General features: G+C 48.0%; 9 protein-coding genes. 4 read left to right on the forward strand and 5 right to left on the reverse strand.

Going from position 1 to position 15,379, the window contains the following annotated elements:
• Positions 1-64 precede the first annotated feature (64 nt).
• From GGU45_RS14780 to GGU45_RS14800, 5 genes are all read right to left on the reverse strand, one after another.
• Entirely contained in the window at positions 65-1,609 is a 1,545-nt protein-coding gene (locus tag GGU45_RS14780; protein ID WP_435225968.1) for a fimbrillin family protein, read from the reverse strand.
• Positions 1,610-1,847: 238 nt separating this feature from the next.
• Positions 1,848-2,966 (reverse strand): clostripain-related cysteine peptidase, encoded by a 1,119-nt coding sequence (locus GGU45_RS14785; RefSeq protein WP_435225969.1) that lies wholly within the window; start codon positions 2,964-2,966, stop codon positions 1,848-1,850.
• Positions 2,967-3,166: 200 nt separating this feature from the next.
• Complete coding sequence (locus tag GGU45_RS14790; RefSeq protein WP_435225970.1) at positions 3,167-4,615, reverse strand: fimbrillin family protein; 1,449 nt, start codon at positions 4,613-4,615, stop codon at positions 3,167-3,169.
• A gap of 34 nt (positions 4,616-4,649) precedes the next feature.
• A complete protein-coding gene (locus tag GGU45_RS14795; protein ID WP_435225972.1) occupies positions 4,650-5,858 on the reverse strand; it encodes a glycoside hydrolase family 88 protein in 1,209 nt (402 codons plus the stop codon).
• Between the two features lie 160 nt (positions 5,859-6,018).
• Positions 6,019-7,401 (reverse strand): fimbrillin family protein, encoded by a 1,383-nt coding sequence (locus tag GGU45_RS14800; protein ID WP_435225974.1) that lies wholly within the window; start codon positions 7,399-7,401, stop codon positions 6,019-6,021.
• A gap of 467 nt (positions 7,402-7,868) precedes the next feature.
• Between GGU45_RS14800 and GGU45_RS14805 the strand changes: the two genes are divergently transcribed.
• The 4 genes from GGU45_RS14805 (at position 7,869) to GGU45_RS14820 (ending at position 15,374) form a co-directional block, all read left to right on the forward strand.
• A complete protein-coding gene (locus GGU45_RS14805) occupies positions 7,869-11,054 on the forward strand; it encodes a SusC/RagA family TonB-linked outer membrane protein (protein WP_435225976.1) in 3,186 nt (1,061 codons plus the stop codon).
• A gap of 32 nt (positions 11,055-11,086) precedes the next feature.
• Positions 11,087-13,189 carry a RagB/SusD family nutrient uptake outer membrane protein gene (locus GGU45_RS14810; RefSeq protein ID WP_435225978.1) on the forward strand — a complete coding sequence of 701 codons (2,103 nt, stop codon included), beginning with the start codon at positions 11,087-11,089 and terminating at the stop codon, positions 13,187-13,189.
• A 363-nt stretch (positions 13,190-13,552) separates the two neighbouring features.
• Positions 13,553-14,980, forward strand: a complete 1,428-nt coding sequence (locus tag GGU45_RS14815) for an alpha-L-fucosidase (RefSeq protein WP_435225979.1) — start codon at positions 13,553-13,555, stop codon at positions 14,978-14,980.
• Between the two features lie 43 nt (positions 14,981-15,023).
• Positions 15,024-15,374 carry a hypothetical protein gene (locus GGU45_RS14820; RefSeq protein WP_435225981.1) on the forward strand — a complete coding sequence of 117 codons (351 nt, stop codon included), beginning with the start codon at positions 15,024-15,026 and terminating at the stop codon, positions 15,372-15,374.
• Positions 15,375-15,379 lie beyond the last annotated feature (5 nt).

Consider the following 15,379-nt stretch of genomic DNA (forward strand, 5'->3'; position numbering starts at 1 on the left):
CGAATTTTTTCTTTATGCATTAAGAATGAAAGCTCAACGATCTGTATTTTCCTTAACAATATCCTTAATTCAATTTATAGATCCTTATATCATCGTGATAAATAACCCGGGTAAGCCCTTCCTGCAAACCGTACAGGCCCCATTTAATATAGCCAATATTTCCAATGGCAGGGTCGCCGGCAAATGTGCCATAATTGGTTCTTTCATCCACCAGCGTATACCGGGTTTGTCCGGGCAGCTTCATATAGGTTTTAATGTAGCCGGTAAGATCGGTTCGGGCCGTCCACCTGGCGTCTATTCTAAAATGGATCCATTGATTGTAATAAGGCCGCACATCCGGTAAAAAGTTGTACACCCGCTCGTTGTCTACGTACCGCAGTCGTAATGCATTCCTGGCTACACGCAGCTGCAACGGCACGCCCGAATTGGTTTCCGTATTGCCGGATACTTTTAACTGGAAGATATTCGTTTCCTGGATGGGGTCCGTAACCCAGGGAGTCCAGTCTTTCAGGTATACGGTAAACTCATATCGCTGTTCGTCCCCGGGAGCAAAACGGCCATTGGGCTTATAGGCCGCTGTGGCGCTTTCGCTGCGCCAGGAGCCATCAGAGTAATAGCCGCTGTCGCCGTATACGATCTTGTGGGCGATGGCATAGTTGCCGGTTGCGCCGGGCGACACTAAGTATGCTGCATCGGTTGCAGTGGCATTTGTCACTCCTATGTCGGGTATTCCGCCGTTTAGCGTACCATCCTCATAATTCATGTTCATCAATAGCCGGGAGGAAGTAGCATTTTGCAGGGTGACAATATAGTTATAGCTTCTACCTTTTTCAAAGGTTGTGCCAGCCGGGAAGGCCCAGGTATATGTGCTGCCCGATGGCAGGGTAAACTGTACTTTTTTTCCCGCCGCATCGGCAAGGGGCAGGAGGATGGCGGTTACTGTTTGCGCGGCACCGCTGATGGTTACCCTGGCCGGGATATCGGCCACTGCCGTACCTGCGGAAAACGAGCCGCTGGAAAGGTTAAAATCTGCCTGGGTATTCAGGCCCTGGAAAATGGCATCAAGGCCATCAAGCAGGGCGCCGTTACCCGAACTTACCGTAAGCGTAACCCTAACCAGCTGGTGCTCAAAATTTAGATTGGGGCTGGTAGTGCTGGTCTTGCTAAAGTTAGTGGCGTTACCGGCATACATCAGGTCGATGGCCTGCGGGTTGTTTTGGTTAGCCAGGTTTATTTTGTAAATACTGCCGGTTAAACCGGGTTGGTATGGGTAATAGGCGCTGAAATTTACGCTGCTGCCATCTTCGGGATAGCCAAGAATATGGTCTCCATGGGCGGTAAAATTGCCATCGCCTGTTGTGGTGTATTTTTTATTGGCTGCCAGGTTGGTTCCACCCGGGGCGGCGTTCATAAATACGCCAATGCTGTCGTTTGCGTTCCAGGTATTGCCACTGGCCCTGGTAACGGCATGTTCATCTACAGCGGATGTGAACCGGATTGCAACGCCCGGGCCAGGTATACCAGCCGGGGCGCCTTTTTTTTGGCAGGCAACCAGGACTAACGCGGCATAAAGCAATATTGTTCCCGGGCTTGTTAACCGTTTATTCATTTGCAAGTAGTTATATCGTATAAAAATAGCGCCGTGTAATTAACGAGCGTTTCAAAAATCAGCAAAATAGTTTCAATTTTGTTGAAAACATAAAAATGTAACCACAGAAATTCTGTGTAGTTGCCACTGAAGCACTAAAACACAGAATGCTTTAAGTTGCTCTCTCAGATGGCGCCAATTTCTACGCAGATAACTGTTCCCTTTTTTGTGTTTCAGAATCTCCTGTGGTAAAAAAACGTCAAAATAGCTTATCCACACCCGCCGCGCTATACCAGCCCAAAGTATAGTAAAAAGGATGCGCCCATTCGTTGGCGGCTATTGGGATATAGCAGGAAAGCCCCGAAAAGGCATGAATGGGCTTGCCTAAAAAATTGGGGGTATTTACTTTATATAAAACTACTTTGCTCATAGCAGCCTGTATATCCGTTAAAGCGGCCGCATCAAAATTTTTATTCAAAAAATCCATAAAATCAAACCCGGCGGTAGGGGAATTGGGATCAAAATCCAGTCGCTGAATCTCGCTTCTTCTAAAACCCGGGTTGGCAAAAGGATGACTGTAAAACAGATTTTTGGCGGCCTTTGCCAGCCCATCGAGCTCACTGGTTTTTATTAACGAGTAAGTGGCGGATTGCAGGTTGCCGCTTTGAGACCTATAATAATTATAGTAAGCGCCTGCCACCTGGCGCAGCCCCTGCTCCGGCGCGGCATCAAAAAGATATTTTTCTACCAGGTTATAAGGCAGGCCCACGCTCAGCACCTCGGTGGGCGAGGCCAGGATATAGGTGGCTTTGTCTTTCAGCTCATACATGACTTCTACCGATGCCATGGAACAGGCATCAAAAACAAGGTATTCGAGGTTATCAGGCAGTGCGGTCTTCAGACTTTGCACATCCATTTTGCTGCCGCCGTCATCGCTGAAAGAACGCAGTGCCACGGTTGCTGTTTTGGGCAGCCAGTTGGTGGCGTGGCTCCAGAGTATGGCGCCGTAAGACCTGGCAGGGTACAAAGATTCCATATCATTGAACACCATTTTCATAATGGCAGGGTTGGAGGCATCATGGTCATTATATATTTTTATCTTGCGGCTGGTGATCTCGGGGCCCGTATCATGCGAAATTTCGTAGAGGCAGGGTTGCTGGCCAAAGATTTTGGCGTAGACGATCAGCTTGCCATTGATGCTGGTAAAGCCTTCCTCCATTTGGTTAATATTGGTAAAGGCATTGGACGCCAGGCTGTTGTTGGCCGACATGTAGATCATTACCACTTTGGAAGCCAGTGGCTTTACATCATTTTTGCTACAGGAAAAAAGGAGCACTAACGGCACCCACAAAAAAAATAAAAAAGATTTTAAGTTCATTTATGGGTAAATGGATTTTTGAAGTGGCTTTACAATCTTTGCGCTTAAACGCTTTTTATTAACCGCAAAGGGCTCAGCGATTTTCGCAAAGTTCGATGTGTTTCATTACTAAACTTTTCAGCAACTTTCCGTATAAGACGGCAAAACAGCAACGGCCGTCTGCTGGGACAGCCGTTGCTAAATATTTTTTTACCAGGCAACTATTTGGTGCCCTCCAGTTTCATATCATCTATCCGGAAAAAGGTTCCGTTGGTGCCGGCTGCAGCGCCTTTATGCCCGGTGATTTCGAGAACGCCGGTAGCACTTGCGGCTGCGGTGCTCAGGTCTATTTGAACGTCTGCCGGAGTGTTGGTACCGGAAAAAACCGTGCTGGGGAACGTATAGTTTACATTATTATAGTTTACGGTAATGATGGTGTCCATATCAATATTGTTGGACGCGGATGCTGTATTGGATGGCCCTATTTTAAAGGAGAGTTTTAAATTGCTGAATCCGGTTGTGTTAATCCCTTCTATTTTTAAATTTTGATCGGGGCTGCCGCTAAAGCGTGCCGTATTACCGGGTGTGGGCATGCCATTACCTGTTGTTCTTACCTGGCCGCTTCCGCTAAAAATTAATCCTGTACCATTGTCATAGCCGGTGTAATTGACAAAGCTCGGGTTAGCGCTGGCATCCGCCGTTCCAAAGCTTTCGGTAAAAACGGTTTGTAAAACAGGCGTGGGTGTAATAACATCAGGATTCAGCGTGGTGCTGCCGCCGGGCACGTCTACCCAATTGGTAATGGTGACGGCGCCTAATAATACCACGGTGGTGGTGGGTGCTGTGCCATTAAGGGCAATGGTATAACTGTATTTTTTACCGGCTTCAGCCTTGGCTCCGGCAGGAAGGGTCCAGGTATAGCTGACGCCATTCAGGCTAAAGATTATTTTTTTGCCCGCTGCATCGGTCAGGGGTAGTAAAATAGCCGTGGCTACAGGGTCGGTGCCGCCGGTTTCCATTTTTGCGCTAATGGTGGCAGGGCTGGCGCCGGTACCCAGTGTGCCTGTTGCCAGGTCAAAGCTGGCGGTGGTATGCTGATCGTGCAGTTGGGCCGTTACTCCGGCCACGCTGGCCAGATTGGTACCGGGTTTGATCGTTATTTCTAATTTTGATAGCTGGTGGGTAAATGCCAGGTTGGGCTTTGTACTGCTGCTTTTGTTAAAGTCCGCTGTTTGAGGCGCATACATCAGATCGATTGCGGCGGGGTTGGATTGTGTAGCCACATTTACTGCGTAGCTGGTGCCGCCTAAGTCTGCGCTGTAGGGGTAGTAAGCCGTAAAGCTCACATTACTGCCATCGGATGGGTAGTTGGTGGGGTCGCCTGCCTCGGTAAAATTGCCATCGCCCGTGGTGGTGAACTGCCTGTTGGCGGCCAAACCGGCGCCACCCGCAGCAGCATTCATAAATACGCCAATAGCATCATTAGCCTCCCAGGCGTTGCCTGTTGCTTTTGTGCCGATAGCGGTTTCAATGGATGAAGTGAATTGCAGTTTGCCGTCTGCTGTTGCGGGGCTGTTGCCATCGTCTACATTGCTTTTTTTGCAGGATGCGGTGGCTACCATCATCAGCGCAACAGCAGTCAATGGTAAAATTTGTGTCTTTTTGTACATCGTTTTAGTTTTTAGTTATTCAAATGGAAGACGTTCATCGTTTTATCTTCTTTATTGCGGCATATTTTTTCAGCGCTTCCAGGTAGTAATAGTCGGCGTAATTAATGGGAGTGTCTATTTCCGAATTGAACAGGAAGGCGCCTACGCTGTGTTTCAATATGAAAAAATGGTTCTCGCCGGGCCCGGCCAGGTATTTATCGGATGACAGGGATCTTAATATATCTTCGGCATAGTCAACGTACTTTTTACCATCCGCTACTTCGGTGCTCAGGTCCAGCAGGCCGCAGGCTATTACTGCGGCGGCAGAAGCATCGCGGGGCGCCCGTCCATCTTCGTCCACATCGTAAGCGTTGTGCACATCAAAATCCCAAACCGGTACTTTATCCTTGGGCATATTGGGATGGTTCATAATAAAAGCCGCAATATGTTTGGCCTGGTTCAAAAAAGCAGAATTTTTGGTGTTGGCATAGCACATGGCATAGCCGTATAGCCCCCAGGCCTGGCCGCGTGCCCAGGCGCTTTCGTTGGTAACGCCCTGATGGGTGCCCTTGCCCAGCACTTTGCCGGTGGCGGGGTCGTAATCTACCACGTGGTAACTGCTATAGTCTTTCCGGAAGTGGTTTTTCATAGTCGTAAGTGCATGCGTGCTGGCTATTTTGGTATAACCAGGTTGTTTAAACTGGCCGGCTGCCCAGTACAGGTATTCCAGGTTCATCATATTATCTATAATAACCGGGTACTTCCATTTGCCAAAATCCCAGCTGCGGATAACGCCTGTTTTGGGGCTGAAACGGGCGGCCAGGTGTTTGGCCCCGTCCTGCAAAACCGGCAGGTAGGTATTGTCTTTGGTAATACGCCAGGCATTGCCGTAGGAGCAATAGAGCATAAAGCCCAGGTCGTGGGTATCGGTAACATACCGTATGGAGTCCAGCGCCAGGGTAAAACGTTTGGCGGCTGATGCCAGGGCCTTATTGCCCGTTAGTTCATACCCATACCAAAGGCTGCCGGGGAAGAAGCCGGTGGTCCAGTCGCGGCAATTGGCCAGGCGCACCGTGCCACAGGTTACAGAGCGGGGGTTTTGACCGGGGATATACACTTCAGCGGCTTTAGACAGCTGCGCATCAATGGTGCGGGTTGCGTTGGTAAACCAGGCCGGTGCCTCCCGATGGCTATCATCGGGATGAGAAAAAGAGGTTGCGGTAAAGGCGATGCCGGCAACAAAGGCCGCTAATCGTTTGTACATATAATGATAATTAAAAGTGATTCCCTATAATAGTTGAACGGTAATAAAAGTAGCGTACGTTAAAAGCGATGACTTCCTGAAATGTTTTTTTTTGTTTAAATTTTGATGAAAAAAGGGGCTGCCTTTTTTTGACAACCCCCCTTTTTATTGGATTACGTTTTTATTTAGCTCCCAATAGTTTTACATCATCCAAACGGAAGAAGGCATTTGATTTTGGAGCGCTGCTCGTATAGCCCTTGTTCCCGATGATCTCCAATGTGCCTGTGGCGCTGGCCGGCAGCGCGCCCAGGTCAATTTCGAAGGTATAGATACCTGCCGCGTTGCTGCTATAGCTTATGGTGCTGGGGATCTGGCCTTCGAGCCCGGTAACGCCATTATAACTTATAGAAACCAGCTCCTTAAGATCTACCGGAACGGTAGCGCTTGCATTGGTGGAGCCAATTCTGAACTGCAATTTTAAATCTGAATAGCCGTCTGTGTTGATATTTTCGATCTTCAGATTTTGCTCGGTATTGGCAAACCGGGCATTGTTGCTTGTAAAGCCATTGCCGGAAGATCTTACCTGGCCGTTGCCCGTAATGGTTAACCCGGCGCCGTTATCATAACCGGTATAATTATTGAAACTTGGATTGGCGCTTACGCTTGCCGTACCAAAGCCTTCTGCAAAAATCAGCCGTTCAACGGGGTCGCCTACAACGGCATTTGCAGTAACGGTTTTCCCTTTTGCAATGGCTGTGCCCGCCGGGAACGCCCATTCCAGCACCCTGCCGGAATTGAGTTTCACCTCTACTAATTTGCCTTCTATTCTTTCGGGGATCACTAAAAAAGCAACGGTGTAGCTGGTGTCGGGCTGGCCGGCATCCGTGGTTTTATAAACGGGAGTTATGGCCGGTTTGAAGTCGGCATTGACAATATTATCAAAGTTTCCTGTTTTGAGATTAAAATCGGCCGCAGTGGCAATATTTTTAATGGTTATTTCGAGGTCCTTAAAACTGGCCCGCTGGCGCGGCGACCGGGCTATGTTCAACACTACTTTGGCCAATTGATGTTCAAATTTTAAATGCGGAACGGTATGACTCTCCACGTTAAAATTGGTAACGGTTGCAGCATAAATAAGGTCCAGGGCATTGAGATCTTCCTGGCTATTGAGGTCCACTTTATATACGGAATCCGCACCGGCCTGGAATGGGTAATAGGCTACAAAATTGACCAGGGTACCATTTGCGGGATAGCTGATCAGTTCGCCGGGTTGGGACGTTAAGCTGCCATCGGCGGCCGGACTATATTTTTTATTACCCGCTACCACGGCACTATCACTCAATTTAAGCATGGTAATACCCACATTGTTGCCCGGCAGCCAGCCAGCGGTATCTACCCGGCTAATGGCCGTTTTGGCAAATACCGAGGTAAACAATTCCGCTTTTCCGGTTGGCGTTACAGGGGTAGCCGGTTCCCATTTTGTTGGGTCGTCTTTTTTACAGGAAGATGCCAGCGCCATCCACAGGAACAGTACCGGCAATAAAATTTTGGCTTTGAAACTCATTTTTAAAATTTTTGGATCAGTGGCAATAATAGATCGTTACAAACAGCAGCCCATTAGAAAATGCTGCCTCCTGACCCGGTAAAATTAACCCACAGGGGAGGAGCAACCTTTCAATTTTTGATAATTCCCGTTCAATTTTGTTGAAACAAGGTGTTCGGAAGCGGCAATATCCCTTGTTTTTCCTTTTCCCCCCCGAAAGGGCGGCCGCCGCTTACCAGCCGGTACGGCGGATCATTCAGGCGCAGCCACCCCTGACCGGCCCTGACAAAGTCCGGGCTGATTTTCGGTAAAACCGCGCATTTTCATCAAAATTTGAAGCTTTTTAGACGATATTGGAAGTTATTGTTCAGGTTGCCCTATAAATTTGTTACAGATGTTTGCATAAATGAAAACAAACGACTGTCGTGTGAATGAAGGCGATGATTGCGTTATTCCATAATTTATTCTGAAACAATTAAAACCTGGAAATGAGACTATTTCTAACTTTATTGATGTTTTTGGGCGGGCTTGTTCCTGTTTTTGGACAGGGCGCTAAAACGATAAGCGGCAAAGTAACCAATACCGCGGGAGAACCGGTTATTGGCGTAACCGTGTTGCAGGGGAACAAAACCACCCTCACCAAAAATGACGGTACCTATAAAATCAGTGCCGACCCCAGCGGTGAGCTTCATTTTTCCCATGTGGCCTACGAACCCCAAATTGAAAAAATTAATAACCGCAGCCGGGTAGATATCACCCTGATAGATGCCAATAAAAGCCTCGATGATGTGGTGGTTATTGGTTATGGAACGGCTAAGCGCCGCGATCTTACAGGAGCTGTTTCCTCCATTAACGGGGATGAACTGGCCAAGGTGCCGGTGCAAAACATAGCACAGACCTTACAGGGACGCCTGGCGGGGGTACAGGTGAGCATGCCCGATGGAACGCCCGGGGCCGACCCCTCAGTTACCCTGCGCGGGGGGACCTCCATCAGCCAGAGCAATGAGCCCTTGTATGTGGTGGACGGGGTGCCCCAGCCCGATGGGGTTGGATTTTTGGATCCCACCGATATCGAAACCATCGATGTGTTGAAGGATGGCGCCGCTAATATCTACGGCTCCCGGGGGGCAAACGGCGTAATCAATATTACCACAAAGAAAATAAAAGCGGGAAAACTAAAGCTCACCTATGATAATTATGTAGGATTTAAAAAAATTACCCGCACCATACCGATGCTGGATGCTTACCAGTACACCCTGCTGGAGTATGAGAAGGGCTTAGGCGATGCCGTGGATGAAGCGGCATTTGCAAAAAGATATGGCAGTTTTGATTCGCTCGAATACCGGTATGGAGGCAAGGGGGTGAGCTGGCAGGATGTCATTTTTGGCGACCCGGTAATGAGCCAGTACCACAAGGTGGGCCTCAACGGCGGCAGTGACGAAACCCGGTTCAACTTCTTCTTTTCCCGCAACAATGACGAAGGAGTGATGAAGAACAGCGGCTCGGTAAAAAACGTGGCCAAGCTGGGTCTTAACCATAATGCGGGTAAAAAAGTAAAAGTAGCCGCCACGATCAATTATTCCGATCAAACCGTTACCGGCCTGGGTACCCAGGGGCTTACGGGCTCAAACGGCCAGTATAACGGTCTGCAGAATATCTTTCGTTACCGGCCTACACTGGGGCTCCTGAACAACGATGATGATTTTATAAATATGGATGAGGATCCCGAACTGGCGGGAACCGCTCAGGGTAATATTTATCAAAACCCTGTTACCGCTGCCGAAAGCCAGTTAAGGGAACGGCGCAGCAAATTATTCAACGCCAACGCTACCCTCGATTATAATATTATAGAACATCTGAGCTACCGGGGGGTAGTGGCGTATAAAGACGGGAATACCAAAAATAAACGGTTTGAGGGCTCTAAATCGGCCTATGCAAGGCGTGATGGCGGCCCCAGTGGCTCCATTAGTCAGAGCAATGTATCCGGCTGGAACTATAATAATGCACTCACCTATAGCAACCGGTTTCAGACAAAACATAAGCTGGATGTTACCCTGGGGCAGGAACAGCAATATGATTACTCAGAAAATTTTGGAGTAACTGCCCGGCAATTCCCATTTTTAAACCTGGGCTGGGATGCGCTGGATATGGCCAGTTTGTCTGATATCCCTACTTCCTATGTTGAAGACAATATGATGATTTCCTTTTTTGGCAGGGCCAATTACGGGTATGACGACCGCTACCTGCTTACCGCCATTATGCGGGCCGATGGTTCGTCTAAGTTTGCACCCAAAAATAAATGGGGTTATTTTCCCACCTTCCTGGCTTCCTGGAAGATCATCAATGAAAAATTCCTGAAGGGCAATCATACGCTGTCGGATCTCAGGTTAAGAGCCAGCTGGGGCAATAGCGGCAACAACCGCGTACCTAATTACCTGTCGTCCCAGGTATTTGTAAATGGAAATTACCCGCTCAACGATAATAATACCGGTACCGTGTATCAAAACACGCTGCCCAATCCCGATCTGAAATGGGAAACCAATGTAAAAGCCAACGTAGGGCTGGATGTAGGCCTGTTTCGTCAGCGTGTGACGCTTACGGCTGAGTATTACGATAACCGCTCCAAGGATCTGTTGTACAATACGGCCATATCCGGTACATCGGGCTACACCAACCAGCTAAGAAATATTGGAGCTACATCCAGCAAAGGTTTTGAGCTTACGGTGGTTTCCAGCAATATCAAAAACAAAGATTTTACCTGGAACACCAATTTTAATATCACCTTTCCAAAAACCAAAGTGGTTAGCCTAAACGATGGCGTACGTTCCATTTATGCCCGGAGTTTTGCCAGCTCCAACGATTACCTGTTGCAGGTAGGCTTGCCCCTTGGTAATATGTATGGCTGGGTTTATGACGGGTTATACACCGTAGATGATTTTAACTATAACCCCAATACCACCAACGCCAATGCAAGGTATACCCTGAAAAACGGCGTACCGGTAGATGCGAATTTTAGCGTACAGCCCGGGTATTTAAAATTAAAGGATATCAGCGGACCCAATGGTACTCCCGATGGCATTATTAATGATCTGGACAGAACCATCATCGGAAATGCCCAGCCTAAGTTTTTTGGCGGTCTCAACAATACCTTTTCCTACCATGGCTTCGACCTTACTGTTTTTATCAACTGGGTATATGGCAACGATATCTACAATGCCAACAAGCTCTTCATGTCGTCTATTGGGGATGATTATAATAATGCCTTTGCTTACCAGGCCAACAGGTGGACAACGATTAATGCTGCCGGCGAGCGGGTTACTGATCCCGCAGAGCTGACGGCGCTCAACAAAGGCAAAACGATCCCGGTATATAATGGCAGCGGCGCCGGTACCGGCCGTGCAAGGCTTTATGATAAAATGATCGAAGACGGATCTTTCCTCCGTCTTAACAATATCAGCCTGGGCTATAGTTTGCCCAAACAGCTGGTAAAGCGGGCAAAGCTGAGCAATGCGCGCATCTATGTAACAGCCTACAACCTTTATGTAGCCAGCAAATATACCGGATACGATCCCGAAGTGAGTGTGGTAAACAATGGAGGGCTTACACCCGGGGTGGATTTTGGGGCCTACCCCAGAGGGAAATCGTTTTTGGCAGGGGTAAACCTGGCGTTTTAAATAAAATTAAACAGACTACAAAAAGTAAATATATGCAAGCGCAAAATATTGAAATAAAAAAAATCCCACTCCTGGCAAAAGCAACCTGTTGCGGATTGTTTTTGGTACTGATGCTATTTATATCCTGTAAAAAGCAACTGGAAGAGAACAGCTATTCTGTTTTTAGCGGTGAAGCCGTTTTTTCAGATGTAGATGGGGCCAGGGCCGCCACGCTGGGCGTGTACGAAGCAATGACAATCCGTAGTGGTGGGTATGGGCATTATCTTTCCATTATGTCCGATATTGATAATGATATATCAAAAATGGAGGGAGCCGGCTTCTCGGGCGATCAGCGCACCCTGGCACATTACAATTTTGATGCGCAGCACAGTATGGTTACGGGTATGTGGAACGCCCTTTGGAATGGTATTGACCGGGCCAATATTGTGATCAGCCGTATTCCCAAAATGGATTTATTTGCCGGTGGAACGGCCGCTCAAAAAACAGAGCTGAACCGGCTGCTGGGCGAAGCCAAATTTTTACGCGGGTTTTATTATTCAGAACTGGTACGGCTTTGGGGCGATGTGCCCTTGCGGCTGGAACCCTCTACTGCTAAAAACCTGAATGTAACCAGAACGCCGGCAGCCCAGGTATATGATCAGGTTTTTAAAGATATGACCGAGGCGGCTGAATTGCTGCCCACGGCAATGCCCGTTGATGAGCGGGTAAACAAATGGGCGGTCAAGGCCATGCTGGCAAGGGTATATGTTTTTGCCGGCGGCTACGCACTGCGTATGGATGGCACCATTAACCGTCCCGCTAATTACCTCGATTACTATACTAAAGCTAAACAGCTGATCGATGAAGTGATGACGGCAAATGTATATAAGCTGAACCCGGATTATGCCCAGGTGTTTAAAAATCAGTGCCAGCACGTACTGGAGCCTACCGAAAATATCTTCCAGGTGGCTTTGTATGGCACATCCGCGGGCAATTCTGAAATCGGCAACTACAATGCCCCGCTTACCGTAACCGGAAAATATTTCAAAGGGAATACCTTTATTTATACTACGCCGCTGTTTTACCAGTCTTTTGATAGTTTGGACCTGCGGCAGGATTTTGCAGTAGCCACCTACAGGATTGATTCTGCCGGCGAGCGGCAGCCTATATCTGTAACCGGGTCAACCAACCAGCAGATCTATCCCGGAAAATGGAGCCGGGAATGGCAAACCAATGCCGCGAATGAACGGGGCCTGACCGGCATCAACTTCGTTATCATGCGCTACTCCGACCTGTTGCTGCTACGCGCCGAAGTGGAAAATGAACTGAACGGCGGGCCCAATGCCATTGCACTGGATGCCATCAACCAGGTACGCCGGCGGGCTTATGGCCTTGGCCTGGATATTAAAAACAGGGTAAGGGTGTACTTAACCGGCGGCGGTTCAGGCTATACCTCCGGTGCAGCCACCTGGCCGGCTATTGAGATCAGCGGCGGCAGCGGCTCCGGCGCCAAAGCAGCAGTGACCACGGTAGCTACGTCAGGAGGTGTTACCCGTTTGAGCGGCATTCAATCTACCTATACCGGCAGTGGCTATACAACCGAACCTACGGTTACCATCGCTGCGCCCTGGGATACTACAACCGTGCCCCAATGGCAGGCCAATACTAACTATGTGGCCGATGCTTTAGTAGCTTATGGAAATAATCTTTATAAAGTAAAAATAGCAGGTACTTCCACAGCTGTGCCGCCTACCAATATCGCCGGCGACTCTCCAGCTGGCACCGGTGCTATCTTTACTTTTTCAAAAGCAAGAGCTACCGCCATTGCGGTGCTGTTGCCGCAGAAAACAACGGACCAGATCGATATTCATGGCGGCATGAACAAGGATATATTCCTGGACGCCATCAAGCAGGAACGTGCCTGGGAGCTTTGTTTTGAGGGCCTGCGCAAAGCCGATTTAATACGCTGGGGCAACCCGGCCAACGGAACATCGGTAAAGCAGGTGCTGTTAGATACAGAAACCGCACTAAAAGCCATGCGCAGTAATTTTCCCTATATCGCCGGTACCACTTTTATCACGTTTAAGCATGAGCTGTATCCCATTCCCCAAAGCGAAGTGGATGCCAGCGGGATGGCGAAGAATCCGAATTGGTAAGCAGGGGAGTAGTCAATAGTGAATAGTCAATAGTGAATAGTCAATAGTGAATAGTCAATAGTGAATAGTCAATAGTGAATAGTTAATAGTGAATAGTTAATGGTGAATAGTTAATGGTGAATCAATACCGTTTCCTTAAAGCCATCGATGCACAGATTTGGGGGGTATTTAATAGTGACAAAAATAGCTCAGAGACAATGCCGCAGGCGTTATCAGTGGCAACCATAAAAGTGATAACACAAGGACTCAAAATCTCAGTGTTTCAGCGCTTCTGTGGCAAACACCGGACATGAAGGTTTAAAGTAATGGTACGTTATCTATTGTTTTGGTGTAAAAAAATGTATCGATAAAATGATCAACAGGATGAAACGATTTTTTTTATTGTTCTTGTTTGCGGCTGTTACAGCTACCGGCTTTGCACAGGTAAAGGGTGAGGTACACGATATGTCTGCCGGCTATCAATACCCCGCTGAGCCATTGGTGCGTCAAAAGCTGGATCAATGGCAGGATCTGAAAATAGGCGTGTTCCTGCACTGGGGTATTTACAGTGTAGAAGGCATACAGGAAAGCTGGCTACTGTGCAACCGGCCCAACCGTCCGCGGGACACCACCAAAACCTACGATGACTTTAAAAAATGGTACTGGGGCTTGGCTTCTAAATTCAACCCCGTAAAATTCAACCCCGAACGCTGGGCCGAAATATCAAAAAACGCGGGCATGAAATACATCGTATTTACAACCAAACATCACGATGGGTTTAATATGTTTGATACAAAATACAGTGATTATAAAATCACCAACGGACCTTTTAAGAACAATCCCAGGGCCGATGTTACAAAATATATTTTTGATGCTTACCGTAAACAGGGCATGGCGATTGGCGCTTATTTTTCCAAACCCGACTGGCATAACGAAGACTTCTGGTGGCCGGTATATGGCACAACCGACCGGAACATGAACTATGATCCGGTGAAGTATGCCGGCAAATGGAAAAGGTTCCAGGAGTTTACGTTTAACCAGTTGAGCGAGCTGATGCACAACTACGGGAAAATAGATGTGCTTTGGTTTGATGGGGGCTGGGTGCGGCCACTGGAAACACCAAGAAAGCCGGAGGAAGGCTTAATACTTTATCCGAAATTCAGCCAGGATGTAAATATGCCGCGTATTGCTCAAATGGCTCGTAAGGCACAGCCGGATGTGCTGATAGCCGACCGCACCGTGCACGGCCCCTATGAAAATTTCCGCACGCCGGAACAGGCCATTCCAAAAATACAATTAAAGGAACCCTGGGAAACCTGCATTACCCTTACTAAAAGCTGGAGCTACCGTAAGCCGGAAGAAGAAAAAGTAAAGTCTTCCGCATGGGTCATTCACACACTGGCCGAAGTAGTAGCCAAGGGCGGTAACATGTTGCTGGGCTTTGGCCCTACACCCGAAGGCGAATTTCCAAAGGAAGTAACACAGCCGCTGGCAGAATTGGGCGCCTGGCTGAAGGTGAACGGCGAAGCCATTTATGGAACGCGCATTACCGAAAATTATAATGATGGCAGCACCTGGTTTACCCAATCGAAGGATGGAAAAAAGAAATACGCCATTGTATGTATAAAAGAAGGGGAGATGGTACCGGCCATCCTGCAGTGGAAGGGCAATATCCCGGTAAAAAACGGGGTTGTAAGATTATTGGCTACCGGCAAGCCCGTACCCTGGAAATCCGAAGGGGATGCCGTAATGATTACGGTGCCCAAAATGCTGGCCGGTAAAAAAATACCCGCACTGGTATTGGCGTTTTAGCGTGAAGCTAAGTTTAATTCTTTTTTAATCATAAAATCACAAAATGAAAAAAACGATTGTATTATCAGTAGCCTTTTTGCTGACAGCTGCCGGCGTATTTGCACAAGGCAAACCCAAAAAAGGCACGGAACTGCGTGATTCGATATTTACGGTAATGAAATTGAACGATGCAGCCCGTAAAAACATGCACGATCTGATAGCAGAAAGCGGCAAAGGCCAAAATGCCATCAGGAAAGACGCCTCCTTAACCGATGAAGAAAAGGAAACAAAGCTGAAAGCCTACCGCGGCGAAATGAAGAAAAAAGAAAATGCCATTTTAACCCCGGAACAGCAAAAAATGTGGAAAGCGATCAATGCGGAGTTAAAAAAAAGAAAAGAGGCTGAAAATAAGTAAAAAAC

The sequence above is a fragment of the Niabella hirudinis genome (assembly GCF_051201075.1).
GTDB classification, from domain to species: Bacteria; Bacteroidota; Bacteroidia; order Chitinophagales; family Chitinophagaceae; genus Niabella; species Niabella hirudinis.